Annotated in this window: 19 protein-coding genes, 1 tRNA gene and 1 pseudogene; 8 read left to right on the forward strand and 13 right to left on the reverse strand. The window is 71.4% G+C overall.

Going from position 1 to position 26,191, the window contains the following annotated elements; translation table 11 throughout:
- Window positions 1–58: 58 nt before the first annotated feature.
- From ASC58_RS15160 to ASC58_RS21705, 3 genes and pseudogenes are all read left to right on the forward strand, one after another.
- Entirely contained in the window at window positions 59–652 is a 594-nt protein-coding gene (locus ASC58_RS15160; RefSeq protein WP_056919902.1) for a hypothetical protein, read from the forward strand.
- Window positions 649–5,340, forward strand: a complete 4,692-nt coding sequence (locus tag ASC58_RS15165) for a multicopper oxidase domain-containing protein (RefSeq protein WP_056919903.1) — start codon at window positions 649–651, stop codon at window positions 5,338–5,340. The genes ASC58_RS15160 and ASC58_RS15165 overlap by 4 nt, the downstream gene beginning before the upstream one ends.
- A gap of 822 nt (window positions 5,341–6,162) precedes the next feature.
- A pseudogene (locus ASC58_RS21705) lies at window positions 6,163–6,225 on the forward strand (hypothetical protein); the annotation flags it as partial.
- Window positions 6,226–7,082: 857 nt separating this feature from the next.
- Here ASC58_RS21705 and ASC58_RS15175 read toward each other — a convergent pair.
- Entirely contained in the window at window positions 7,083–8,531 is a 1,449-nt protein-coding gene (locus ASC58_RS15175; RefSeq protein ID WP_056919905.1) for an RNB domain-containing ribonuclease, read from the reverse strand.
- A gap of 62 nt (window positions 8,532–8,593) precedes the next feature.
- Between ASC58_RS15175 and ASC58_RS21405 the strand changes: the two genes are divergently transcribed.
- On the forward strand, window positions 8,594–9,364 hold the full coding sequence (locus ASC58_RS21405; RefSeq protein ID WP_056919906.1) for a YaaA family protein: 771 nt from the start codon (window positions 8,594–8,596) through the stop codon (window positions 9,362–9,364).
- Complete coding sequence (locus ASC58_RS21410) at window positions 9,361–10,458, forward strand: SLC13 family permease (protein WP_056920109.1); 1,098 nt, start codon at window positions 9,361–9,363, stop codon at window positions 10,456–10,458. Before ASC58_RS21405 ends, ASC58_RS21410 begins: the two co-directional genes overlap by 4 nt.
- A 32-nt stretch (window positions 10,459–10,490) precedes the next feature.
- On the opposite strand, the gene ASC58_RS15190 is transcribed toward ASC58_RS21410, so the two are convergent.
- From ASC58_RS15190 to ASC58_RS15215, 6 genes are all read right to left on the reverse strand, one after another.
- Entirely contained in the window at window positions 10,491–11,672 is a 1,182-nt protein-coding gene (locus ASC58_RS15190) for an O-succinylhomoserine sulfhydrylase (protein ID WP_056919907.1), read from the reverse strand.
- Complete coding sequence (locus ASC58_RS15195; protein ID WP_056917588.1) at window positions 11,669–12,082, reverse strand: rhodanese-like domain-containing protein; 414 nt, start codon at window positions 12,080–12,082, stop codon at window positions 11,669–11,671. The genes ASC58_RS15190 and ASC58_RS15195 overlap by 4 nt, the downstream gene beginning before the upstream one ends.
- A 71-nt stretch (window positions 12,083–12,153) precedes the next feature.
- Complete coding sequence (locus tag ASC58_RS15200) at window positions 12,154–13,305, reverse strand: bifunctional RNase H/acid phosphatase (RefSeq protein ID WP_056919908.1); 1,152 nt, start codon at window positions 13,303–13,305, stop codon at window positions 12,154–12,156.
- A gap of 3 nt (window positions 13,306–13,308) precedes the next feature.
- Window positions 13,309–14,091 (reverse strand): zinc ribbon domain-containing protein, encoded by a 783-nt coding sequence (locus ASC58_RS15205; protein ID WP_369796245.1) that lies wholly within the window; start codon window positions 14,089–14,091, stop codon window positions 13,309–13,311.
- The gene (locus ASC58_RS15210) at window positions 14,046–14,897 is read right to left on the reverse strand and encodes a Nif3-like dinuclear metal center hexameric protein (protein WP_056920110.1); all 852 of its coding nucleotides are present in this window, start codon (window positions 14,895–14,897) and stop codon (window positions 14,046–14,048) included. The genes ASC58_RS15205 and ASC58_RS15210 overlap by 46 nt, the downstream gene beginning before the upstream one ends.
- A gap of 1 nt (window position 14,898) precedes the next feature.
- Window positions 14,899–14,971: transfer RNA gene (locus ASC58_RS15215), tRNA-Val, on the reverse strand.
- Between the two features lie 208 nt (window positions 14,972–15,179).
- Here ASC58_RS15215 and ASC58_RS15220 point away from each other — a divergent pair.
- Window positions 15,180–18,002, forward strand: a complete 2,823-nt coding sequence (locus tag ASC58_RS15220; RefSeq protein ID WP_056919909.1) for an immune inhibitor A domain-containing protein — start codon at window positions 15,180–15,182, stop codon at window positions 18,000–18,002.
- A gap of 91 nt (window positions 18,003–18,093) precedes the next feature.
- On the opposite strand, the gene ASC58_RS15225 is transcribed toward ASC58_RS15220, so the two are convergent.
- Together ASC58_RS15225 and ASC58_RS15230 are read right to left on the reverse strand one after the other, a co-directional pair.
- Window positions 18,094–18,561: a peroxiredoxin gene (locus ASC58_RS15225; RefSeq protein WP_056917591.1), complete on the reverse strand. Its 468-nt coding sequence runs from the start codon at window positions 18,559–18,561 to the stop codon at window positions 18,094–18,096.
- Window positions 18,562–18,583: 22 nt separating this feature from the next.
- A complete protein-coding gene (locus tag ASC58_RS15230; protein ID WP_056917592.1) occupies window positions 18,584–19,009 on the reverse strand; it encodes a DUF3052 domain-containing protein in 426 nt (141 codons plus the stop codon).
- A gap of 195 nt (window positions 19,010–19,204) precedes the next feature.
- Here ASC58_RS15230 and ASC58_RS15235 point away from each other — a divergent pair, with 195 nt between their 5' ends.
- The gene (locus ASC58_RS15235; RefSeq protein ID WP_082553363.1) at window positions 19,205–21,517 is read left to right on the forward strand and encodes an FdhF/YdeP family oxidoreductase; all 2,313 of its coding nucleotides are present in this window, start codon (window positions 19,205–19,207) and stop codon (window positions 21,515–21,517) included.
- Window positions 21,518–21,556: 39 nt separating this feature from the next.
- Here ASC58_RS15235 and ASC58_RS15240 read toward each other — a convergent pair whose 3' ends face one another.
- Genes ASC58_RS15240 through ASC58_RS15250 form a run of 4 tightly spaced genes read right to left on the reverse strand, consistent with a single transcriptional unit; the run spans window position 21,557 to window position 25,049 of the window.
- Window positions 21,557–22,945, reverse strand: coding sequence for a PH domain-containing protein (locus tag ASC58_RS15240; protein ID WP_056919910.1), 1,389 nt, complete (start codon window positions 22,943–22,945; stop codon window positions 21,557–21,559).
- Window positions 22,942–23,484, reverse strand: a complete 543-nt coding sequence (locus ASC58_RS15245; protein ID WP_235529263.1) for a PH domain-containing protein — start codon at window positions 23,482–23,484, stop codon at window positions 22,942–22,944. Before ASC58_RS15245 ends, ASC58_RS15240 begins: the two co-directional genes overlap by 4 nt.
- Before the next feature lie 9 nt (window positions 23,485–23,493).
- Entirely contained in the window at window positions 23,494–23,637 is a 144-nt protein-coding gene (locus ASC58_RS21135; RefSeq protein ID WP_157598545.1) for an oxalate:formate antiporter, read from the reverse strand.
- Window positions 23,634–25,049: an OFA family MFS transporter gene (locus ASC58_RS15250; protein ID WP_200947841.1), complete on the reverse strand. Its 1,416-nt coding sequence runs from the start codon at window positions 25,047–25,049 to the stop codon at window positions 23,634–23,636. Before ASC58_RS15250 ends, ASC58_RS21135 begins: the two co-directional genes overlap by 4 nt.
- Before the next feature lie 201 nt (window positions 25,050–25,250).
- On the opposite strand from ASC58_RS15250, the gene fdhD reads away from it, so the two are divergent.
- Window positions 25,251–26,090, forward strand: a complete 840-nt coding sequence (gene fdhD / locus ASC58_RS15255) for a formate dehydrogenase accessory sulfurtransferase FdhD (RefSeq protein WP_056917595.1) — start codon at window positions 25,251–25,253, stop codon at window positions 26,088–26,090.
- The last annotated feature ends 101 nt before the right edge of the window (window positions 26,091–26,191 follow it).

Below are 26,191 nucleotides of genomic sequence, written 5' to 3' on the forward strand. Positions count from 1 at the left end.
ACTCCGCCCCGAGGATGACCCAAAGATTTGCCCAAGGTGCCGGGTCGACCATCGACCCATGTCCCTCACGACGTCGAGTGCCGCGCCACGGCTGTGGCGTGTGGCCCTCGTGGCGCTGCTCGTCCTGACGGCGACCGCCTTCGGCGCCCGTCACGTCGTGTCGGTGCTCAAGGGGCCTGCTGACCCGATGACGTTGCAGGTCAACGGGATCAGCTATCGCGTCCTGCACGTCGAGCAGGTGAGCGGACTCAGCGACGCCGACCTGGGTGGGATGTCCCACGGGGTCAACAGCCTCGTCACCACCGACCGGGCGCTCGTCCGCGTCACCCTCGAGGTCGCGGCGTCCGACGCGGACGCCGGCTACGACACCTCGGTCCTGCGCGCCCTCGCCGGCACGGTCCCCCTCGACCCCGTGGCGGGGTCGATGAAGCGCGGTTCGCTGCGTCGCGGGGGCCACCTCGAGGGCGCCCTCTCGTATGTCGTGCCCCGCAACGGAGCCCAGCTGCGCCTGACCGCCCCCGGCCAGGTGGTCCCCCTGCTCCGCGTCGACACCGCCGGCCCAGCCGCCACCCACGACCACGGCAGGTCGGGCCCACCCTCGACCGCACCTCCGGTCACCAGCACCACCGTCCCGAAGCAGGTCTCGCCATGACTCAGTCACCACGACCCGTCCCTCTCGTCGCCCGCATCACCCGCGACGTCCTGATCGCCTGCGCCTTCGCCGTGCTCGGTGCCCTGTGGCTGGGGTGGCTCGAGCTGGCGGGGGCGCAGGGTCACGTCGGGGCAGCGGCCGCACTCGACGGCCTGCCTGCGACCGGGTTCCTGCTGCCGCTGCTCGTCGTCGCCGTCCCGACCGTGCTGGCCCACGACCGCCGGGGACAGGTCGGTGCGGGCAACCCGTCGATCGGCCACCACCTCCCCGACGCGGCCCTCCCGGGCTCCCCGGTCGTGGCGGCCCTCCAGCTGGCCATGACCGCAGCCCTCGCGGCAGCCGCCGGGAACGGCATCCGATACACCTTCTTCGACGCGGGCAGCGCCGCCCTCCCGGTCGTCGCGCTGCTCGCGGACACCGCGTCACTGCTCGTCGTCTACCTGCCGTTCGCCGCCATCGTGCTGATCGCACCCCGGCTCCCCCGCGCGCTCCCCTCCCTCGTGCGCCGGGTCGCCCGCAGCCGCCGCACGGTCGCGGTGCTGTCGGTGGCGGCCGTCGCAGCCGCCACGGCTGCGGCCTCGTCCGTCCCCGCCGCAGCGGCGCCGTCGCCCGGATCGACCAGCTGCTTCGCCGGGGGCCCTGCCGACAAGGTCTTCGACGTCACGGCGATGGACGTGGACACGCCGCTCAACCGCTTCGGTGACCACGACCCCAAGGGCAAGATCTACACGCTCACGAGCCAGGTCGCCGCCGTGAAGGCCCAGGCCCTCTCCCAGAAGGTGTCCGTGGGACTGCACGGCGACGCAATACAGCCGTTGGTGATCCGCGCCAACGAGGGTGACTGCGTCCAGGTGAAGTACACCAACCGGTCGACGACCGGCTCGTACGGCTTCCACATCGACGGTCTCGAGTTCACCCTCGCCTCGTCGGGCAACACCTTGGGCAAGAACCCCGCTGCAACGGTCCCGCTGAACGCCACACGCACCTACCGGTTCAGCGTCCCGGACGACCCGCGTGAGGAGGGCGGCCACTACATCCACCCGGGACCGGGATTCCGTGCGGCCGTCAACCACGGGCTGTTCGGTGCCCTGGTCGTGGAGCCGAAGGGTTCGACCTACTGGGACCCGACCACGGCAGGCCTGCCGCTCACCTCCGGGTGGGAGGCGATCATCAAGCCCGCCGGGACCGACGTCGCCTGCGACCGCTACTCGACGATGCCCACGTGCGGCTTCCGTGAGGCGGCCCTCCTTCACCACGAGATCGGGAACGACAACGAGCTCCTCAAGGACAAGAACAACCTGGACATCCCACTCGTCGACAACATCACCGGGACGTACCGCCCCGGCGCGTTCGCGCTGAACTACCGCTCGGAGCCGTTCCGCAACCGCCTGCTGGCGTTCCCGAAGGAGAAGTCGCACTCGTACAGCTCCTACACGTTCGGCGAGCCGGCGACCCCGATCATGCGCGGCTACCTGGCCGACCCGACGAAGATCCGCCTGATGCACGTGGGCGCGGAGAAGTTCCACGTCTTCCACCTGCACGGTGGTGGCGACCGGTGGCGGGCCAACCCGGTGGCCGACGACGCCATCAGCTACGCGAAGACCGGGCTCTACAAGGACCCGGAGACGGGGTCGCAATCGCAGCGGCTCGACTCCCAGTCGATCGGCCCCGGCGAGTCCTACAACCTCGAGATCGAGGGCGGCGCCGGCGGCGTCCAGCAGAGCGCTGGCGACTTCCTGTTCCACTGCCACATCGCCAAGCACTACACGTCTGGGATGTGGGGCATGTGGCGCGTCTACGACACGCTGCAGCCCGACCTCGTGCCGATCGGCGACCGGACCGCCCCTCCGGCCGCGGTGGACTCGGCCGGTCTCATCGGCCGGACCATCAACGGCACGACCCTGACCAAGGACAACCTCGACGACTGGATCCGTCCTCAGCTGCCGCCTTCCGGCATACCGCAGAACGGGCAGGACCCCACCGTGTGGGACTGGAAGGTCGCCGGCACGTCCGAGGCACCGCTGTACCTCGGTGCCCCGGCTGACCCCACCGTCTTCCCCGACTCGGTGCAGGTCGTCCAGGGACAGCCGAACCTGCTCGCGGTCGACGTCGGCCACCTCGTCGGGAACCGGCCCGCGATCCTGTTCAACCCGGTGAACGGCAGACCCGCCTACCCGTTGCTGCGCACCAACATCGGCAAGCGACCACCGTTCACCGCGAACGGTCACTCGGGCGCCCCGTGGCTCGGCGCCAACGCGAACCAGGCAGCGGGGTCTTCGACCGACCCGTGGGCCTCCCGTGACGACGGGCTCTGCCCGCAGGGTCGAAAGCTGCGGACCTACAACGTCGTCGCGATCGGCAAGACCATCCCCCGGACCCCCACGGTCAACGACCCGGACGGCAAGCTGTTCGTCCTCGCGAAGGACAAGGTGGCGACGCTCGCCGACCCGGCGAAGTCCGATCCGCTGGCGATCCGCGCCAACCAGGGCGACTGCGTGGCGATCACCCTGACCAACGAGATCCCCGACGCCTCGGCCTTCGACAAGTTCTCGAAGACGACCATGCACATCCACCACGTGCAGTTCGACGTCCAGGGGTCCGACGGCGTCTCGACCGGCTTCGCCTACGAGCACAGCGTGCGCCCCTACACGGTCACCGACCCGAAGCTCGTCGACGCTGCGCACGTGGGCGACACCGTCCTGCACCTCACGTCGGTGGCCAAGTTCGTGGGGACCGACGCGAACGGCCGACCGACCCACCCGTGGCTCGCCGTCGGTGAGGGACTGGAGTCGATCGAGCCGCACCAGGTCGCGTCGGTCGACACGGCCGCCGGCACGGTCACCCTGACGTCCCCGCTCACGAAGGACCACGACGCGGCCGAGTCTGCCGGGATCGAGTTCATCCAGTACCGGTGGTACCCGGACGTGGCCCTGGACAACGTCTTCTGGCACGACCACGTCGACGGGATCCACGGCTGGGGCCACGGACTCGTGGGCCAGCTCATCGTGGAGCCCCGCGGCTCGACCTACCACGACCCGGTCTCCGGTGCCGAGGTCGACTCCGGGACGATCGTGGACATCCACACCTCGAACCCGCTGGTCCCCGGGGTGGTGGACGGCAGCTTCCGCGAGCTCGCCCTGTGGACGATCAACGACAACGACGCGGCCGGCTGGTCGACGCTCAACCTCAAGGCCAACCCGCTGGCCGGCCGGACCGACAAGGCCAACCAGTTCAGCTCGTGGAAGTACGGCGACCCGGTGACGCCGCTGCCACGGTTGTACCCGGGTGACCCCCTCGTCGTCCGTTCGATCAGCGTCTCCCCCACGGTCGACTCGCTGCACTTCGTCGGTGCACGCACCAACCAGGAGCTCAGGGAGACGAAGGAGTCGATCATCGACGCCGTGCACGCGGGTGTCAGCGAGCGCGACAGCCTCGTCATCGGCGGCAGCAACTCCGACCTGCGGCTCCGTCCGGGTGACTACCTCTATGCCAACGGCACCGAGCTGCGCACGCAGCAGGGCGCCTGGGGTCTCGTCCGGGTGCTGCCCGGCCGTGTGGACTCCCTGCGGCCGCTGCCGGGCAACACCCCCGACGGCCCTGACTACACGGTGCCGACACCCACGGGGGCAGCCCCACCGCCGACGACGTCACCGGGCAACCCGTGTCCTTCGGGTGCGCCCCAACGCACCTTCGGCCTCAGTGCGATGGACCGGTCGGGCAACGTCAGCGGTGGTCGCACGGCATACGTCCCGAACGCGGACGTGGCGTCGGTCAAGGCGCGCCTCAAGGTGCCGGAGCCGCTCGTGATGCACGTCGTCGCGGGTGAGTGCGTCACGGTGAACCTCACCAACCTGCTCACCACGCCGGTCGGGTTCTCGGTCGGCAAGCTGGACCGCGAGGCCGGCTCCGGTGGCGTGAACATCGGCTTCTCGACCGACCAGAACACCGCACCCAACGCCACGCGCTCGTACGTCTACTACGTGCCGGAGCACAGGGTGGGTTCAGCCGTGGTCAGCGACCTCGCGTCCAACGGCCGGCTCAAGAACGGGCTGTACGGGCTGGTCGTCGTGGCTCCGGCCTCGAAGGTGCCGGGCCTGTCCACCGAGTTCAGCGACCCGGTGACCGGTGACGCCAAGGACCTCGGCGCCCAGGTGATCGTCCACGTGCCCGGCGGGACCCCGCAGGACTACCGGGACTTCTCGGTCACCATCGCCGACGACGACACCCAGATCGGGCAGGACTTCATGCCGTACCCGACCAACGCAACCGCGGGGCGGTCGAACATCAACTACCTCACGGCCCCGGCAGGGGACGGCCCGACGTCCTTCAAGAACCCCGGACAGGTGCCGTACCTGACCGCCTTCGCGGGCGATCCCGAGCTGGTGCACGTCATGGTGGCACCCGGCAGCGAGAACAACCACGTGTTCAGTCTCGGCGGCCTGCGCTGGGACGAGGACCCGCTCGTGGGCCGTTCACCCTGGATGACCGCGCAGGGTATGGCGCCGTGGGAGACCTTCGACCTCAACGTCGTCGGTGGTGCCGGCGGGACCGCGGAGGTGCCCGGCGACTACTTCTACGGTGACCAACGACGTCCGTTCACCGCCGTCGGGATCTGGGGCCTGCAACGGGTCCTCCCCCCGTCGACCGGCACCTGCCCCATCCTGCTCGTCGACGGAAGCACCTGCTGAGGCCGTCGTGACCCCGAGCAACGCAGTGACGGGTGCCCCATGGGTCCCACGGACCCTTGGGGTCACACCCGTCACAGGCGGCCCGGATTCCCCGCCATCTGGGGGTCGATTCGCCGCCGGTTGCGGCTTACGATCGGCCCGAGGGGGAACCGCGTCGATCTGGCGTGCGATGAACGACGGCCGAACCAGCGGGGAGGTCTGATGGCCGAGCCACACCCGGAGCGCGGACCACGGGTGGTCCGCATCCCGGTCGCGCGCCCGCTCGCCACTGCCCTGTCCGTGATGGCGTTCGGTGCGGCCCTGCTCGTGGGCGGGAGCCCTGCCGACGCACCGGCCAGCGCCGGCCGACCGACCGGGCCCGCCCAGGCGGCCCCGTCGCCCAGTCCCAGCACCGCGGCGGACTGGGACGTCACCCCGCGCGACCTCGTGGTCGGCGAGCGCACGGGACTGGTCAGCGTCGACCAGGTGATCGCCGGGCCGTTGCGGCTTGCCACGCTCGCCGCCGCGCTCCAGCCGTCGGTGGTCGACCCGCCCGTCCCGCAAGGGGCCGCGGGGAGCACCAGCGTCCCCGTCGTCCTGTGGAGCGCCTACCGTTCGGCGGTCGCGTCCGCCCCCACCTCGTGCCGGCTTCCGGTCCAGCTGCTTGCCGCCATCGGCCAGGTCGAGTCCGGCTCGCTGGCTGGACGGAGCCTCGACAGCCGGCACCGAGCCGTCCCTGCCGTCTACGGGCCGGTCCTCAACGGCGGTGCCTTCGCCGCGATCTTCGACACCGACAACGGCCGCTATGACGCGGACCGGGTCTGGGACCGGGCCGTCGGGCCGATGCAGTTCATCCCCTCGACGTGGCAGCGCTGGGGCCGCGACGGCAACGGCGACGGCATCCGTGACCCGCAGAACGTCGAGGACAGCGCCTTCTCCGCCGCCGCGTACCTCTGCGCCGGGGGCCGGGACCTGTCGACCGCTGTCGGACTCCGCTCGGCGATCCTGTCGTACAACCACTCGGACGTGTACCTGCGCGACGTCCTGCGCCTCATGCAGACGGTGTCCCCCGGCGGTGCGGTGCCCCGCTCCGTGGTGACCCTGCCCTCGTCGCCCACACCGCCCGTCGGCCCGCCGTCGCGTCCACCGGTCGTGGCCGCACCGAGGGCGAGCACCCCGGGCTCCCACCCGTCCACGACGTCGCACCCCACCACCAGCACCACGACGTCGACCTCCACCACCAGCTCGTCGACGACGAGCACCGGCACGAGCAGCTCCACGACGACCACCACGTCGTCCACGTCGTCCACGTCGTCCACGTCGTCGACATCCACCTCCTCGACATCCACGTCCTCGACGACCTCCAGCTCCACCACGCCGTCGACGTCGTCCAGCACGTCGGCCACGGGCACGACGACCTCGACCACCTCGTCCTCCACCACCACACCCTCGTCGAGCTCGACCACCACGGCCTGCCCGACCCCGACCCCGTCGACGACCACCCCGTCGCGGACCACCGCCACGGCCACCGCGGCATCGACGACGAAGCTGCCCACGCCGTCCACCACGACCGGATCGTCGGCGACGAGCAGCACGAGCACGTCGTCCACCTCCGTGACGACGGCCACCGGGACGACCTCCGCAGGGAGCGCGACGAGCGCCACGTCCGGGGACTCGTCCCCCGGGCCCTGCGCGGCTCCCACCGACACCCCGTCGACCGGCAACGGTCTAGGCCTGGTGGTTCGCCCGGCGAGCTGGCCGACTCAGCCGACGATGTCGAACCTCACCGTGCTGGTGCTGATGTTCGCCTCGGTCAGCCTGATCTTCACGCGGGTGCCGAGGGCGTGGTCGCCCGTCGCGTTCGCGAGGACCGCGGGCTCGTCGACCTGAACCACCAGCCGGCCCTTGTCCCGCTGGTCGACGACCATCGCGTCGAACACCTCACCCACACGGTCCTCGAGCGAGGCTGCCTCGACGGCATCCGCGCACCCGCGTTCGACGGCACCGGCCACCTTGTCCGAGGCCGCCATCACCTCCGGCAGTGACGCGAGCGCCTCGCGCGCCCAACCGGGCACCTCGGTCCCGGCGCTGATCGCCTCGCAGATGGCCAGGCCGAACCGGTCGACGAGCCGACGCAGGGGCGCGGTGACGTGGGCGTAGGCGGCAGCCACGGCCGAGTGCTGCGGGTCCGCGGGGACCGTCCCGTCGAACGGCGTGTAGCCGGCGCCGCGGAACAGGGCGGTCGCCTCGTGGATCAGGGCGAGGTGCCGGGGGTCGGTGCGGTCCAGCGTGCGCAGGAACTCGCCGTACGGCACGTCCTTGCGCCACTCGACGCCGAGCGCCCGGCTGGCGTGCCGGAAACGGGCGACCGCGCCGTCGTCCGGGGCGGGCATGGTGCGCAGGATCCCCACCTTCGCGCCGAGCATCAGGTCAGCAGCCGCCATACCGGTCATCAAGGAGATCTGGGCGTTCCAGTCCTCCGCCGCCAGCGGCGGGCGGAAGTGGGTGCGGTAGTGGCCGTTCGCGTCCTCGGTGACCTCCTGCTCGGGCATGGGCAGGCTCGCACCGCCCCGCTGGCGCTCGAGCTCGAGGCGGCGTGTGCCCACCTCCTTGAGCAGCTCCAGGCGCTCGTCGGCGCCGCCGGCGTCGACGGCCTGCTGGACGTGGTCGTAGTCGTAGCGGTCGGTGCTGCGGACCATCGCGCGGTAGAGGCTGGTCGAGCTGGTCGTGCCGTCGGCGCCGAGCCGCAGGTCCCACACGAACGCCGGTCGCACCTGGTCGGGGAGCAGGCTCGCGGCACCCTCGCTCACCACCGGGGGGTGCAGCGGGGTGCGGTGGTCCGGCGCGTAGATCGTCTGCCCACGTCGGCGCGTCTCGGCGTCGATGGCGCCCCCCGCCCGGACGAACGCCGGGACGTCGGCGATGGCGTACCGGACGCGGTAGCCGTCGCCGTCGCGCTCGATGTGCAGGGCCTGGTCGAGGTCCATCGACCCGGGCGGGTCGATGGTGCAGAAGGCGACCGCGGTCTCGTCCCGCTCGGGCAGGTCCGGGGCGGTAGCGACCTGCTCGGCCTCAGCCTGGACCTGCGGCGGGAACTCCTTCGGCACCGCGTTCTCGGCGCGCACCGCGTCGAACCGGGCCTGGAGCTCGGCGGACTGGGCCACGGCCTTCGCGGCCACCGGCTTCTCGACCTGGATACGTCGTTGGGGCATGCCGCCAACCTATCCAGCGGACCGACGCGGCACCCGTCGGAGGCCGGACCTAGGCTTGCCCCGTGCTGATCCTGCTCCCTCCCTCGGAGTCCAAGACGGGCCGGTCCCGCGGCCGCCCGGTCGACCCCGGGACCCTGAGCTTCCCCGAGCTGACCGACACCCGACGCGCCGTCCTCGACGCGGTGGCCAAGGTGAGCGCCCACCCCTCTGCTGCGGAGGTCCTCGGCGTCAGCCCCAACCTCACCGCCGAGATCGCCCGCAACACGGTGCTCGACAGCGCACCGTCCCTGCCCGCGTCTCGCGTCTACTCCGGGGTCCTCTACGACGCCCTCGGCCACGCCTCCCTCGACCCGGCGGCCAAGCGCCGGGCGAACCGGTGGGTCGTCGTCGTCTCGGCCCTCTACGGTGCGGTGCGCCCCACCGACGCCATCGCGCCGTACCGGCTCTCGATGGCGGTGAACCTGCCGGGAATCGGCCCCCTCGCCGGCGCGTGGAAGCCCGAGCTCGCGCAGGTGCTGCCCGAGCTCGCCGGACGTGGGCTCGTGGTCGACTGTCGCTCCAGCACGTATGCCGCGGCGTGGACTCCGCAGGGCGCCCTCGCCGACCGCTGGGTGCAGGTGCGCGTCCCGGGTGCCACGCACATGGCCAAGCACACCAGGGGCCTGGTCACCCGGCACCTGTGCCAGGTGGGCCGGGACGTGCGCAGGGTCCCCCAGCTGCTCGACGTCCTCGACGACGCCTTCGAGGTCGCGCTGACCCCGCCCGAGCGGCCCGGTCGGCCGTGGGTGCTCGACGCGACGGCCCGCGCCCTGACCTCGACGACCACCGCGTGAACGGCACCGAGCTCGCCGACCTCGTCGCCCGTGTCGCCCCGGTCCTGATCTTCTTCGTCGCGATCACCGTCGTGGCCGAGATCGCCGACGCCGCAGGCGTGTTCGACGTCGCTGGGCACTGGACGTCGCGGGCCGGTCGGCACCGAGTACCCCTGCTGTGGTTGCTGTTCGTCCTTCTCGCGGTGGTCTGCACGGTCTTCCTCAGCCTCGACACCACCGCCGTCCTGCTGACACCGGTCGGGCTCGCCATCGCGGCGCAGCTGGGCATCTCGCCCCTGCCGTTCGCGATGACGACCCTCTGGCTAGCCAACACGGCCAGCATGCTGCTACCCGTCTCCAACCTCTCGAACCTGCTGTCGCTGCACCACTTCGACGAACTGGGGGTCGGTCACGCCGGGTACGTCCGCCTGGCCGCCGCCCCGGCGCTGGCCGCGGTCGTCGGCACGCTGCTCGTGCTGTGGGTCTTCCATCGCAGGGACCTGCGCGGTCGTTACGAGCCCGACGCGCCGCCGGAGCCGCACGACGCGGTCATGCTCCGCGTCGCCGGCGGGGTCTGCCTCGCCGTGGGCCCGCTCTTCGCCCTCGGCCTCTCCCCCGCCTGGGTCTCCTCCGTGGCCGCCGCCGTCCTGCTGGTGCTGGTCGCCCTGCGGGACCGTCCGTTGCTGCGCCGGCTGGCCCTCCCGTGGCAGATGGCCCTGGGCGTCGCGGTGCTCTTCGTGGTCATCGACGTGGCGCTGCGCCACGGGTTGCAGCCGGTGCTGGAGTCCCTGACGGGCACGGGCACCGACGCGGCTGCCCTGGCGCGGGTGGCCGGCAGCGGCGCCCTCACCGCCAACGTGGCCAACAACCTCCCGGCCTACATCGCCCTGGAGTCGGTCACGGCCGACGCGCCACAACGGCTGATGGCCCTGCTCATCGGGGTCAACGTGGCGCCCCTGGTGACGCCGTGGGCGTCCCTGGCGACGCTGCTGTGGGCCCAGCGCTGCCGGGCTCGCGGGCTGACCGTCAACCCGTGGCGGCTGGCGGCCCAGGGCCTGGCCTGCGCCGTGGTCGCAGGCGGCCTGTCCGTGGCTGCGCTCGCCGTCGCCGGCTGACCCGAGGCGCGGCACGTCGTGCGTGTCGCCCGTCAGCCCGGCAGGCCGCGGAGCAGGTCCTCGATGACGTCCTGGGGGTCCTCCAGACCGACCGAGATGCGGACCGTGCCGTCGGTGATGCCGACGGCCGCGCGCGCCTCGGGCGTGAGCCTGCGGTGGGTCGTCGTCGCCGGGTGCGTGACCATCGACTTCGCGTCACCGAGGTTGTTGCTGATGTCGACGACCTGCAGCGCGTTCATCAGCGCGAACGCCTCGGCCTTGCCCCCGTCGAGCTCGAACGTCACCACGGTGCCGCCGCCGAGCATCTGCCGCTGCGCCAGCTCGTGCTGGGGGTGCGACGGCAGCCACGGGTAGAGCACCTTCGTCACCGACGGGTGGGCCTCCAGGGCCTCCGCGACGGCGAGGGCGTTGGCCGCCTGCTGGCGCACCCTCAGGCTCAGCGTCTCCAGGCCCTTGACCAGGACCCACGCGTTGAACGGCGACATCGCCGGTCCGGTGTGCCGCATGAGGTTCTTCACCGGCCCGTCGACGAACTCGGACGTGCCGAGCACGGCCCCGCCGAGGGTCCGGCCCTGGCCGTCGATGTGCTTGGTCGCCGAGTACACGACGACGTCGGCACCGTGGTCGAGCGGTCGGGAGAACACCGGCGTGCCGAAGACGTTGTCGACGACGACCTTGGCCCCTGCCGCGTGGGCGAGGTCCGACACGGCCCGCATGTCGACGAGCTCCTGCATCGGGTTGCTCGGGGTCTCGAAGAAGACCGCCTGCGTCGGCACGGACAGGGCCTCGCGCCACTGGTCGAGGTCCGGCCCGTCGACGAAGACCGTCTCGACGCCCCACCGGGGCAGGATCTCGTCGAGGATGACGAAGCACGAGCCGAACAGGCCGCGCGAGGACACCACGCGGTCGCCCTGTCCGAGCAGAGCAGCCAGGGAGACGAACACGGCCGACATGCCGGACGCGGTCGCGAAGCAGGCCTCGGCACCCTCGAGCTGGCGCAGCCGCTCCTCGAACATCGACACGGTCGGGTTGCCGTAGCGCGAGTAGATGAAGTGGTCGACCTCGTCCTTGAACGCCGCCTCGGCCTGCTCGGCGCTCTCGTAGACGAAGCCCGACGTGAGGTACAGCGCCTCGGACGTCTCGTCGAAGTTGCTGCGGGACAGGCCTCCCCGCACCGCGACCGTGTCCGGTCGGAACGAGTGCCCCTCGGTCATCCCTGCCTCCACGGCAGTCCCGAGTTCTTCCAGCCGGAGACCGAGCGGTGTCCCTGGTCGTCGTGCGGCCCCTCGAAGCCCTCCGTGACGTTGTAGGACGGCTCCAGGCCGGCCCCGGTGGCAGCCTCCGCCGCGGCCACCGAACGCACGCCGGAGCGGCACAGGAAGTAGATCGGGGCACCGTCGGGCAGGCCCGCATCGCGCAGCTGCTCGACGAAGTCGCCGTTCACCGCCCCGTCCGGAAAGCGTTGCCACTCCACGCAGATGACCTTCTTGCCCAGCCCGGTGAGGTCGGGCAGCCCGACGTAGTTCCACTCGGCGCTGGTGCGCACGTCGACGAGGACCGCGTCCTCGTCGGCCGCCAGCGCGGCATACGCATCCTGGGGGGCGACGTCTCCTGCGTAGCTCATGTCCCCAGCGTAGGACGGACCGCCACATGGCGAGACGACCCGGCCACATCGTGGGCGGGTCGTCCGTCCGCTCAGGTGCGGTTGGTGAACGCGACCGAGACGTTGCCGTCCGGCCAGACCTCGAGCGCTGTGAGCGAGCCCGGTGCCGCGGCGAGCCGCCAGATCCGGTCGTGCGGGATGCCCAGCACGTGCGCGAGGACGACCATGATCGGCTTGCGGTGGCAGACCACGACGGTCGTGCCGCCCGCGGCGACCACGCGCTCGTACGCGGCGAGGACGCGCTCGGCCAGCTCCAGGTGGGTCTCCCCGCCCGGACGGGCGTATGCCGCGTCGCTGCGCATGCGGTCCAGCTCGTCGGCCTGCTCTCGGGCGAGGTCGTGGACGCTGACGCCGTCCCAGTCGCCGAAGTCCTGCTCGTCCCAGTCCTCGTCCTGCTCGGCGTCGACGCCGAGGGTCGCGGCGACCGCGGCACCCGTCTGGACGGCGCGGGCCAGCGACGACGTGACGACCCGTGCGTCGGCGCCCCCCAGGAGGTGGGCGACGGCGGCGCCGGCGGCTCGCGCCTGGGCGCGACCGGTCTCGTTGAGGGAGGGGTCCGCGCCGCCCCGGCCGTCGAGCTGGGCGTGCACGGTGAAGTCGGTGACGCCGTGGCGCACCAGCACGAGGCGGGTGGGGGTCCCCCGGTCAGCAGCCGGCGGCAGTGTCGTGGAGGCGGGGTTGGGGTCGATGATCTCCTCGACGAGCTCGTCGGCCGACGTGTCCCGCTCTGCCACGGCCGCGTCGCCCAGCATCCGGTCGATGGTGCGACCGTCCATGCCGTCGTTGGACAGGGCGTCCGCGTCCTTGTTCTTCTCACGGGGGATCCACGTGTAGGACACCGAGCCACCACCGCGGCTGATGAGCGCGGCCAGCTCGCGGGCCTCGAGGGCCAGTCGCCGCATGTCCTCGTGCTTGATCTTCCAGCGGCCCGACATCTGCTCGACGACGAGCTTGGAGTCCATGCGCGCCTCGACGTGGGCGCTGGGGTCGATGCGTTGGGCGGCCCGCAGCCCGGCGATCAGGCCGGAGTACTCCGCGACGTTGTTGGACTCCTTGCCCAGCGGCGCAGCGCCCTCCCAGAGGACCGTGCCGCTGGCGCGGTCACGGACGAGGGCACCGTAGCCGGCGACCCCGGGGTTGCCCCGGGAGCCGCCGTCGGCTTCGACGACGAGCTGACGACCCACCGGTCAGAGGCCGGACTCGGACGTGCGGACCAGGATCCTGCGGCACTCCTCGCAGCGCAGCACCTCGTCGTCCGGGGCGGCCTTGATGCGGTTCATCTCGACGTTGTTGAGCTCGAGCTGGCAACCACCGCAGCGTCGCTGGCGCAGGGCCGCTGCGGCCAGGCCGCCGGTCTGGGTGCGGATCTTCTCGTAGAGCGCGACCAGGTCGGCGCCCACGCCTGCGACGGTGTCGGCCCGGGGGGCGGAGACCTTGGCGGCCTCGGCCTCGAAGTCCTTGAGGGCGTCGTCCTTGGCTGCGGAGGCCGCCTCGAGCTCGGTCGCGAGGGCCGCCCGCTCCGCCTCGAGCCGGGCCACGGCGGCCTCGGCGGCCTCGGCACGCTCCATGACCTCGATCTCGACGTCCTCGAGCTCGGCCTGGCGCCGGTTCAGGGAGTCGAGCTCGTGCTGGAGCGCCTGCAGGTCCTTGGCGGTGCCGGTACCGGCGTCGAGCCGCGCCCGGTTGCGCGCTGCACGGTCACGCACCAGCTGCACGTCGGTGTCGGCCTTGGCCACCTCGCGCTGCACGTCGCCCAGGGCCGTCTGGGCACGGACGAGGTCGGAGTCGAGGGCCGCTGCGCGCCGCTCGAGCTCGGCGAGCTGGGCTCGCTGCGGCAGGTTCTTGGTCGCGTGGGCGATCTGGTCGAGACGGGTGTCGATCGCCTGCAGGTCCAGGAGCCTCCACTGACGGGACGGGTCGGCTTTCAGGACGTACCTCCGGGCGGCTCGGCACCGACGACGAAGGTCCACGGGTCGGTGCGCAGTGTGGAAATGTGAGTCTCCACTCTAGAGGCCGACGGGTCCCCGTCCGCAAGCGCCGCCTCCAGCCGCCGCGCGGCCTCGGTGAGCCACAGGGACTCGGTCGCCCAGTGCCCCGCGTCCACCAGGTATGGCGTGCCGCCGCGGGCCTCCTCGCGCGCCTCCAGCACGGGGTGGTGGCGCAGGTCCGCAGTGACGAAGACGTCGGCTCCCGCAGCCCTGACGTGGTCGAACATGTCGTCCCCCGCGCCGCCCATCACGGCGACACGCTGGACCCTGGCTCCGGGTGGACCCGCCACCCGGACGCCCCCCGCCGAGGGCGGCAGGGCGGCATACAGGGCGGTGGTGAACTCGGCCAAGGTGTTCGGGGCGGGGAGGCTGCCGACCCGGCCGAGGGGCTGCCCCTCGACCACGGCCAGCGGCTCCACGTCGGTGAGCCCGCAGGCGTCCACCAGCGCGTCGTTGACGCCGGGCTCGGCGACGTCGGCGTTGGTGTGGGCGACGTACAGCGCGATGTCGTGCACGACCAGGGCCGTGACGCTCGCCCCCTTGGCCGTCGAGGTCGCCACGCTGTGGATGCCCCTGAGCAGCAGCGGGTGGTGGGTGACCAGGAGGTCGGCGCCGAGCTCGCGCGCCTCGTCGATGACCGCCAGCGTGGGGTCGACGGCGAACAGGACCCGCGACACCGGCTGCTCGAGGTCGCCGGACACCAGGCCGACCTGGTCCCACGACTGCGCCGTGGACGGCGGGTAGAAGCCCTCGAGGGCGTGGACGGCGTCGGCGAGGGTGGGGTGCACGTGGGCCCGGCCGGGCTCGAACCGACGACACCCGCGGTGTAAACGCGGTGCTCTACCAACTGAGCTACAGGCCCTCCGCACGGTCGACCCAGCCGAACCGCGCGGCGCCATTGTGTCAGGTGGGCAGGGGTGCGAGGGAAATTTCGGCAGGCGGGGCGGGATGTGGTGATTTTCCTTCCCAAAGGCCCCCACGCGGTGCAAGATGCCCCTCATTGTGGTCTCTCGCAGAGAGAGGTCCCTGAACCCGGCTACTCCGCGGCCGGGTCAGAACATGGAGGAAAAATGACTCATCGCAGGATCACGGGGCGTGCTCTCCGGGCCGCCGCGGTGGTTCCGACGTTCGCGCTCGTCGCCACCAGCCTCGCGGCTGTCGGCGCAGCGGGCACCTCGTCGGCCGCCCCCGCACCCGCGCCGGCCAGTCCCAGTGCCGCCGCAGGAGGCAGCACCTACCTGAACACCGTGGCCCCCCGGGCCGAGCAAGCCTTCGGCACCGACACCCGGGTCACCAAGGACAAGAAGGTGCTGGCCCGCCAGGCCGCCGTCCTGGAGAAGGCCAAGAAGTACGACGCCAAGCACGCCAAGGGGAACCCGGTCGCCGCACGCGGCCTGGCGAAGATCGAGGCGCAGTCGCTGCGCACCGGCCAGAGCCCCGCGGCGATCAAGAGCAAGTTCAAGCAGGCCCCTGCCATGCAGGAGGCCAAGCTGCTCACGATCCTCGTCGAGTTCAACGACAAGGCGAACGACGACTTCCGCACGTCGATGGTCCCGAGCGAGTTCGGCTCGGACACCTGCAAGCTGGGCTCCGTGCAGAACGGCCCGAAGCACAACACCATCCCCAACCCGGCGAGCGCCCCGCTGCTCGACAACAACTCCATGTGGGTCAAGGACTTCTCGTCCGCGCACTACAACACGATGCTCTACACCAAGACCGGCATCACCCAGCGCGTGCGCACCGACCTCAAGGGCCCTGACGGCAAGCCCGGCTTCGACATCTCCGGCTACACGATGAAGAACATGTACGAGGAGATGTCCAAGGGCGCGTACACCGTCGACGGTGCTGCGACCCCGTGGATCACGGTGCCGCACTCGGAGGCCTACTACGGCGCCACCCGGTGCCACCAGGACGAGAACGGCGTCTGGACCTACGACGCGATCCAGGACATGCAGGGTCACCCGAGCAACCCGCTCGGCGCCGGCCAGCTGCCCATCGACGCCGTGGCGGCCCTCGCCAAGGCCCAGCCGAACTTCCCCTGGGCCGACTACGACCTCGAGGACCAGGGCGACGTCGACGGTGACGGCAACTTCAACGAGCCGGACGGCGTCATCGACCACGTCGTGCTCGTCCACGCCGGCTCGGACAAGTCCGGTGGTGGCGGTGCCCAGGGCACCTACGCCATCTGGGCGCACTCGTCGGCCGTCGCCGGTGGCGCTCCCGTTCCCGGGACCAACCTCAAGCTGAGCAACTACATCGTGCAGCCGGAGGACTCCGGCGTCGGTGTGTTCGCCCACGAGTACGGTCACGACCTCGGTCTGCCGGACCTCTACGACACCGCCAGCGGCGGCGACTCCGACGTCGACTTCTGGGACCTGATGAGCTCCGGCTCGCACTCGGGCCCGATCTTCCAGTCGATGCCGACGCACATGGGCATCTGGGACAAGTACGTCCTCGGCTGGGCCGACCCGAAGGTCATCAACCCCGGTGACCCGCGTCAGTCCGTCCTCGTCGGCCAGTCGTCGCGCACGCCGCGCGGCACGCAGGACGGCCTCAAGGTCAACCTGCCGAACAAGACCATCACCCTCGCGACCCCGCACGGCGGCGCGAAGATGTGGTTCTCCAGCAGCGACCAGTCGTGGGCCGACAACACCCTGACCCGCACGGTCCGCGTCCCGGCGGGCTCGACCGACGCGAAGTTCTGGATGTGGAACAACTACTCCATCGAGGAGGACTGGGACTTCGGCTTCGTCGAGGTCTCGACCGACGGTGGCGCCACGTGGACCGAGCAGAAGGTCTACGACACCACGGGCGCCGAGGTCAGCACGTCCGACACCTACGCCGACCCGAACGGCAACCTCAAGACCTTCGGCAACAAGAAGTACGGACTCACCGGGGCCACCGACGGCTGGGAGCACCACTACGCGAAGGTCACGCCCTATGCCGGCAAGACCATCCAGGTCCGCCTGCACTACGCCACCGACGCCGCCTTCGAGGACCGTGGCTGGTTCGTCGACGACCTCTCGCTCACCAACGGTGCGAGCACGGTCTGGAGCGACAACGCCGAGGCCAACAACGGCTGGACCGCCAAGGTCGGCACGCACGTCGACACCACCGGTGCCGGCTGGATCCTCGACACCGGCACGCAGACCAAGGCGCAGTACTACCTGGTCGAGTGGCGCAACTTCGACGGGTTCGACAAGGGCCTGCAGTACGGCTACGACACGACCTACCAGGCCAAGGGCGCGTGGAACGTCGAGAAGATCAAGTACAACGCTCCCGGTGCCCTCATCTGGTACCGCGACACCACGTACGGCAACGCCAACCACGTGCTCAACAACCTCTCGGACCTCCCGAGCGAGGGCACCAAGGGCGGCCTGCTGATCGTCGACAGCCACTTCGACCCGCTGCGCCGCACCGGCGCCGCGGCAGCGCTCGACCCGACGCTGCTGAAGAACCTGCCGTCGCGCCCGCAGTCGTCCAACGCCGCGTTCGGCCTCGTGGGGACCTACCCCTTCAAGGAGTGCGTGACGAACGACGCGGTCACCAAGACCGCCTGCAACACCTACCCGAAGCAGGCCGCGGTGCGGACCTTCACGGACAACAAGGGCTGGTACCCCGGTATCGAGTACCGCCCCGACCTGGACGCGAAGAACCCGTACTTCTACCGCGACGCTGACGCCTCGGTGGTCGTCCCCTCCAAGGGCAACTCGCCGTACACCGTCAAGATCGTGGACAAGAACGGCAAGCTCCTCCCGGCGCAGTACGGCGACGGGCTCGGCACCGGCAACCCGGCGGACTCGAAGGTCGGCTACGGCACGACCATCACCGTCGCGATGACGATGCAGAACAACCAGATGGCGCGGCTCATGGTGACCCCGCCGAAGAAGTAACCAGCACCGAACGAACCAGGGCCGGTATGCCGCACACGCGGCATACCGGCCCTGTCGTCGTCGGGGCGCCGGGAGGACCCTGCCCCCGCGCTCAGGCGAGCTCGCGCAGCGCCTCGTGGTAGCCGGTGAAGTCGCGCGCCTGGCCGATCTCGTTGACCAGGGACCAGCGGACGACGCCCTCGCGGTCGATCAGGAAGGTCCCGCGGACGGCGGCGCCGGCACCCTCGTGCAGGACGCCGAAGGACTGCGCGACGGCCCCGTGCGGCCAGAAGTCGGACAGGAGGGGGAAGAAGTACCCCTCCTTGTCGGCCCAGGCGCGCTGGGTGAACATGTGGTCGGTCGAGATGCCGAGCACCTGGACGTCGTCGGAGACGAAGGCGCCGAGGTTGTCGCGGATCTCGCAGAGCTCGCCGGTGCAGATCCCGGAGAAGGCGAACGGGTAGAAGACCACGACGACGAACTTGTCGCCGCGGAACGAGGACAGCGTGACGTCCTGGCCGTTCTGGTCCTTGAGGGTGAAGTCGGGGGCGATGTCGCCGACAGCGAGCGGTGAGGTCATGGCTGGCAGTCTGCCAGCCAACTCAGCGCCGGGCCGACTTGGGGGCGACGAGCCGGGTCGCGGTCCAGTCCTCGCAGGCGTTGACCGTGCCGGACGTGTGGAGGCCGCCGGTGGTGGCCGCCTCCTCGATGTCGCTGGCCTGGACGTGGCCGGGACGGCCCGCCTTGGGGGTGAGGATGACGATGAAGGCACCGTCGGCCAGGTTGGTCAGGGCGTCGACGACTGCGTCGACGAGGTCGCCGTCGTCCTCGCGCCACCAGATGAGGACGGAGTCGGCCACGTCGCCGTAGTCCTCGTCCTCCAGCTCGGTGCCGGTGAGGTCCTCGATGGCGAAGCGGAGGTCGTCGTCGACGTCCGTGTCGTAGCCGAATTCCTGGATCACCTGACCTGCGGTGAACCCCAGACGGTCGGCCCCACCGTGCGGCGCCGCCTGTGCGGACGTGCTCACGTGCCTTCTCCTGTTTCTCGTCGTCGACCTCGGTGGTCGGGGACTGTGGCGCACAGTCCACTCTGTCCGGGCCGTTTGCGCAACCAACTCCACAGAATCGTCGCAGATCAGCCGCGATCTGGACGCCGTCGTGCCCCGCGCGACCGCCTGCCCGCCCACGGCGCGGGCGCGCCGGAGCCGGGTTAGGGTCGCCGTATGGCCACCCCCAGCGACCTCACCAGCACCGACCCCCTGGCCACCGCCGACCCGACGGGGGCGGCCGAGGCGCACCAGCCCAAGCAGTGGGCGGCTGGGCTGCCGGCGGTGGTCAACTCGTTCCGACACGGCGTCGAGCAGATGGGGCTGCCGCGGACGGCACGGGTCTTCGGGCGGCTCAACCAGGACCAGGGCTTCGACTGCCCGTCCTGCGCCTGGCCAGACCCCGAGACCGGCGACCGGCACGTGGCCGAGTTCTGCGAGTCGGGGGCCAAGGCGGTGGCCTGGGAGGCGACCAAGCGGCGCGTCGACCGCGAGTTCTTCGCGAAGCACCCCGTCGCAGCGCTCGACGAGCAGAGCGAGTGGTGGCTCGGGCAGCAGGGCCGGCTCACCGAGCCGATGTACCTGCGCGCGGGCGGGACCCACTACGAGCCCATCTCCTGGGACGCCGCCAACGAGCTCGTGGCCCGCCACCTCAAGGCCCTGCCGACCCCGGACGACGCCGTGTTCTACACGTCCGGCCGCACGAGCAACGAGGCCGCGTTCCTCTACCAGCTCATGGTCCGCGCATACGGCACCAACAACCTCCCCGACTGCTCCAACATGTGCCACGAGTCCTCGGGCACGGCGATGAGCGAGCAGATCGGCATCGGCAAGGGCGCGGTGACCCTGGAGAGCCTCGAGCAGGCCGAGCTCATCGTGATCGCCGGGCAGAACCCCGGCACGAACGCCCCGCGCATGCTCACCCACCTCGAGAACGCGAAGAAGAACGGTGCCGTCATCGTCGCGGTCAACCCGCTGCCCGAGGCGGGCCTGATCCGGTTCAAGAACCCCCAGACGCCGCGCGGCATGATCGGCCCGGGCACGGCCCTGGCCGACGACTTCCTCCAGATCCGGCTCGGGGGCGACCACGCGCTCTTCCGCGCCGTCGGCCACCTGCTCGTGCGGGCCGAGGAGTCCGCGCCCGGGACCGTCCTCGACCGGGCGTTCGTCGAGTCGCACACCGCCGGGTACGACGAGTACGCCGCTGCGGTCCACGAGATCGACTGGGACGCAACGCAGCTCGCCACCGGCCTGCAGCGCTCGGAGATCGAGGCGCTGGCCCAGCGTTTCGTCGAGTCGAGGGCCACGGTCGTCTGCTGGGCCATGGGGCTGACCCAGCACGTGCACGCGGTGAACTCGATCCAGGAGGTCGTCAACGTCCTGCTCCTCCAGGGCAACATCGGCAAGCCGGGGGCCGGACCGTGCCCGGTCCGCGGCCACTCCAACGTCCAGGGCGACCGCACCATGGGCATCTGGGAGCAGATGCCGCAGACCTTCCTCGACGCGCTCGAGGCGGAGTTCGGGTTCGCCCCGCCGACCGACCACGGTGTCGACGCCGTCGCCACCGTCCAGCGCCTGAGGGACAAGTCGGTCCGGGTCTTCTTCGGCATGGGCGGCAACTTCTCGATGGCCACGCCGGACACCCCCGTGGTGCACGAGGGCCTGCGCGCGTGCGACCTCACCGTGCACGTCTCCACGAAGCTCAACCGGTCGCACACCGTCACCGGGCGCGAGGCGCTGATCCTGCCCTGCCTCGGCCGCACCGACCGGGACGCGACCCCGCGGGGGCACCAGGGCGTCACCGTCGAGGACTCCCAGGGCCAGGTCCACCTGTCGCAGGGGCGCCTCGATCCCCCGTCGGACCAGTGCCGCTCGGAGGTCGCCATCGTCGCGGGGCTGGCCGAGCGCCTCGTGCCCGACGTGGGCTCGGTCGACTGGCGTGCGCTGGGTGAGGACAACGACCTCGTCCGCGACCACATCTCCCGGGTCGTCCCGAACTTCGAGGACTACAACAGCCGGGTCCGCGAGCCGGGTGGCTTCCTGCTCCCCCACAGGCCGCGCGACAGCCGCGAGTTCGACACCCCGTCGGGGAAGGCCGAGTTCCTCGCGCGCGACGTCCCGATGCTCGAGGTCCCCGAAGGACGGCTGCTGCTGCAGACCATCCGCAGCCACGACCAGTTCAACACGACGATCTACGGCCACGCCGACCGCTACCGCGGCATCAGCGGCAACCGACGCGTCGTGCTGGTGAGTCCCGAGGACCTGCACCGGCTCGGCTTCCACCAGGGCGAGGTCGTCGATGTCGTGAGCGAGTTCGAGGGCACCGAGCGCCGGGCGGAGGGCTTCACCCTCGTGTCGTACCCCACCGCCCAGTCGTGCGCGGCGGCGTACTACCCCGAGACCAACGTGCTGATGGCGGCCGACCACGTGGCCCTGCGGTCCAACACCCCGGTCGCCAAGGCCCTCGTCATCCGCCTCGAGCGCCGCTGACCTCCGCCCGCCGCTGACCTCGGGCCGCCGTATGGCGCGTCAGCCGCGTCGGCGCGCCAGCCCGGACCGCACGACCTGCTCCTCGAGCAGGCGCTCGGCCTCGGGCAGGTCGAGGTGCGCCACGACCGGGCTCACCGGCCCTGGTGTCGACACCAGGGTCACCGAGGCCACCCGCTGCGAGCGCTGCACGGGCCCCTGCGACACCCTGAGCGACTGCACGCGGGCGTGCGGCACGAACTGCGCCCCGCGCCACAGCCGACCCCGGCGGGTCACCAGGACCTCGGGGGCGACCGTGTAGCCGAGGCGGCGCCACCCGACGGGGTCGAGCCGACGAGCCCGTGCGGTGGCCGTGGTGAAGCCGTGGTCGCCGCCCTCACCGAGCAGGGCCGCCGCGGCCATCTCCCTGGTGGTTCCGGGCAGCACCAGCACGATGACCTCGAGGACCTCCGCGAGGGTGCCGACCGGCAGCAGGACGGTCTCGGTCGAGTCCTCGCCCCGGCCCGCGCCGGCGACGTTCATCTGCAGCCGCCACCACCCCGTCAGCCGCCACGGCAGCGGCTGGCTGGCCTGCACCGCCTGGATCCGGTGCAGCGGCACCGTGGTCGCGCGCAGGTCGGTCAGGCCGTGCCGGATCCGCAGCCGGTCGCCGCCGTGGAGCAGCTCGAAGTTGCCCTCCTGCAGCAGTCGCTTGAGCTGCCCGCTGCCCACCGCCAACGTGGCCGGGCCGAGCCACGCGACCATGCCCCCGATCCCGGCGATGAGCGACCCCACCAACCCGGGGACGGCGAGGACCAGGAAGAGGCTCTGGCCGGTGTAGAGCACGGACTGGACGACCCTGGAGTTGGGCACGAGGACGACGCGGCGTCCGAGTGGTGCGGCGGCGTCGGTGGGTACGTCGCCAGGGGCGACGGCCGAGCCGGGCGTGGGCGTGTCGGCGGTGCCGGCCAGCGACATGAGCTGTTCGCGGACCTCCTGGGCGCGCGTGTCGGCGAGGAAGGACAGCTTGAGCTGGGAGTCCTTGCCCCCGGCCGACTGCACCACCACCTCGGACAACCCCGTGAGACGGGCCAACAGGGGTCGGCCCACGTCCACGGCCTGGATCCGGTCGAAGCGCACCTGACGGTGCTGGCGGAACAGGAACCCGGTGCGCAGCTCGATGAGGGTGGCGCCGAGGCGGTAGCGCGAGAACCGCCAGGACAGCCACGACCCCGCGATGATCGCCACCAGGACTCCCAGGACGGCCAGCGCAGCCCAGCCGAGGTGTCCCCGCGTCGGGTCGTCGGCGGCCGCGCCGAAGAGCGTGTCGAGCTGCTGGGAGACGACGTAGGCCACGACGGCGGCGAACGCCAGACCACCGCGGAGCAGCGGCGACAACGGGTGCAGGTGCTGCCACGGCCGCTCGACCGCGTCGGGGTGCGGCTCGCTCACAGGCCGGCCCGCTGCGACTCCCCGCGGGCGGCGAGCCGCTCCCGCAGCCGCTCCGCCTCGGCGGTCGGGAGACCGGGGATCTGGCCACCGCTCTCGGGCGAGGCCGTGTGCAGCTCGACCGTCGCCATGTCGAAACGCCGCTCCAGCGGCCCGGACTGCACGTCGACGTACTGCAGGCGGCCGTACGGCACCGACACGACCGACCGGAACAACCGGCCGCGACGGACGACCAGCTCCTCCGCGCCCTCCGCCCAGCTGATCGCCGACACCTGCCGGCCGACCACCCACCACGCCCAGCCTCCGGCAACGGCCACGACAGCCACGGGCACCCAGGTCCACGACCAGACGAAGACCGCGAGGACGACGAGGACCACCAGGACCGGGACCAGCACGATCCCGAGGACCAGGTGGCGCGCCGTGGCGAGCCGCTGCGACACCGGCTGCCACGGCATACCGCCGTCGTCGTAGAGCCGCACCGACGCCAGCCCGGTCGGGGCGGCGCTGGGGTCCGGTGGGTACAGGTGGGGCGCGTCGGTCACGCCCCCAACCTAGCCGCCGAAGAGCTTGGCAGCCTTGAGGATCGTCTGCCACAGGCCGTACGCGAGCGGCGTGCCCACGACCAGCCAGGCGGCCGTGACGACGAGGGGGTTGGTGGTCGAGGCCGCAGTGGCGGTGGCTCGGGTGTCGCTCATCGAAGGGCTCCTTCGTCGACGGTGTCTGAGGCGCGGGCGTCAGGAGCGGACTCGCTCGTGGCGCCGGCGTCGAAGTGGTCCCGGCTGACGTCGGTCACCAGGAGGTTGGCGACGAACCCGACGACGAGGACACCGACCATCGTGAACAGCGCCGGGCGGTAGTCGCCGTTGGTCAGGCTGCCGGGCTTGCCCGCAGCGTCGAGGAACCCGTTGACGATCAGGGGTCCGGCCACTCCGGCGGCCGACCAGGCGGTGAGCAGCCGGCCGTGGATGGCGCCGACCTCCAACGTGCCGAACAGGTCCTTGAGGTAGGCCGGGATCGTCGCGAACCCGCCGCCGTAGAAGGACAGGATGACGGCCGCCAGCAGGACGAACAGCCCGGTCGAGGTGTGGCCGACGGTGGCGAGCAGGAGGTAGGTCACGATGCCGACGCCGAGGTAGATCATGTAGATCGGCTTGCGCCCGATGAGGTCGGACGTGCTCGACCAGACGAACCGACCCGCCATGTTGGCCAGCGACAGCACCCCGACGAAGCCGCCGGCGGCGGCCGCCGTGACGGTCGAGGTCTTCCCGTCGCGGAAGAAGTCCTGGATCATCGGCGCAGCCTGCTCGAGGATGCCGATGCCCGCGGTGACGTTGCAGAAGAGCACGACCCAGAGCAGCCAGAACTGCTTGGTGCGAATGGCTTCCGACGCGCGAACCATGGCGCCGTTGCGGCCGGTCATCTGGCCCGCCGGGGTCTTCGTGCCCGCGGCGTCGGTCGACTCCGGGGGCACCCGGATGAGCGAGGCGCCGAACAGCATGAAGACGAGGTACGCGACGCCCAGGACGAGGAACGTCATCGTCAGGGCGTGGCCGTCGGCGACCGAGCCGGTCTTGCCGTCGAAGCCGGAGTCGAAGGTGCCGAGCAGCTTGTTGGACAGCGGCGAGGCGATCAGCGCACCGCCACCGAAGCCCATGATGGCCATGCCCGTCGCGAGGCCGGGGCGGTCCGGGAACCACTTCATCAGCGTCGAGACCGGGGAGATGTAGCCGATGCCCAGCCCGATGCCGCCGATGACGCCGTACCCCAGGTACAGCAGCCAGAGCTGGCTGGTCGCGATGCCGAGCGAGCCCACCATGAAGCCGATCCCCCAGCAGAGGGCCGCGGCGACCATGGCCTTGCGCGGCCCTTCCCGCTCCACCCAGGTGCCGAGCACCGCGGCGGACAGGCCGAGCATGACGATCGCGATCGAGAAGATCGCCGCGACCGGGGTCTGCGAGGTGCCGAAGTGGTCGACGAGGGAGGTCTTGAAGACGCTGAACGCGTAGACCTGACCGATCGACAGGTGCACCGCGAGCGCGGCCGGCGGGATGAGCCACTTGCTGTAGCCCGGACGGGCGACCGAGCGGCTGCGGTCGAGGATCGACATGCACATACCTCCTTGTACGCGGCAATGCCCCCACAGCAGGACGAAGCGGGGCAGGAGCCGCGGTTGACGCTACCCCGGGTCGCGAACAACCGCGCGGCAACTGGTCTCGGGCACGAGGACGAGGCACGAGCGCGGGACACGAGGACGGCTGCGGACCGGGCCGGGCGAGCGGCGCGCGGCCGCGCCGCATACCGTTGCGTCATGGGCAGGGTGACGCAGCGGACTCCGGCGATCCGGCTCGAGGTGACCCCCGAGGGAGTGGTGTCGCGGTCGCGCCCCGACACGGTCGCCGTCGAGGAGCCGCTGGAGATGCGCGTCGACGGCACCTCGATCTCGGTGACCATGCGCACGCCCGGCGACGACTTCGACCTCACCCTGGGCTACCTGCTCACCGAGGGCGTCCTGCGCCACGGCAGCGACGTCGCGCAGATGATGCACTGCCTCGACGAGGACGAGAACGGCTCCCCCACCTACAACGTCGTCGACGTGACGCTCGCCCCCGACGTGACCGTGGACCTCTCGCGCAGCGAGCGGAACCAGTACACGACCAGCGCGTGCGGCGTGTGCGGCAAGACGAGCATCGAGGCCATCACCACCCACCGCCCGTATGCCGTCGACTCCGACGCCGTTCGCCTCGCCCCCGCCGTCCTGGCGGGGTTGCCCGACGTCCTGCGGACGCAGCAGAAGGTGTTCGACAAGACCGGCGGCCTGCACGCGGCAGGGTTGTTCACCCCCGAGGGCGAGCCCCTGGTGGTCCGCGAGGACGTCGGCCGCCACAACGCGGTCGACAAGGTGATCGGCTGGGCCGGCCGCGAAGGACGGCTCCCCCTGAGCGGACACGTCCTCGTCGTGAGCGGCCGGGCCAGCTTCGAGCTGGTGCAGAAGGCCGTCATGGCCGGGATCCCTGCCCTGGTCGCGGTCTCCGCGCCGTCGTCGCTGGCGGTCGGGCTGGCCCGCGAGGCGGGGCTGACCCTGGTCGGCTTCGCCCGGGCCCCGCGGCTCACGGTCTACTCCGGCGAGCACCGGCTCGACCTCGACTGACCCGGTCGTCGGGTCGCCACCGCGTCGCCACCGCCTCACCGTCGCGTCGCCACGGCGTCGTCGCGGCGCCCGGCCCCACCACCGCGGCACATATATGTGGG

Origin of the sequence: Phycicoccus sp. Root101, from assembly GCF_001426245.1 — a bacterium.
In the GTDB taxonomy this organism is placed as follows: Bacteria; Actinomycetota; Actinomycetes; order Actinomycetales; family Dermatophilaceae; genus Pedococcus.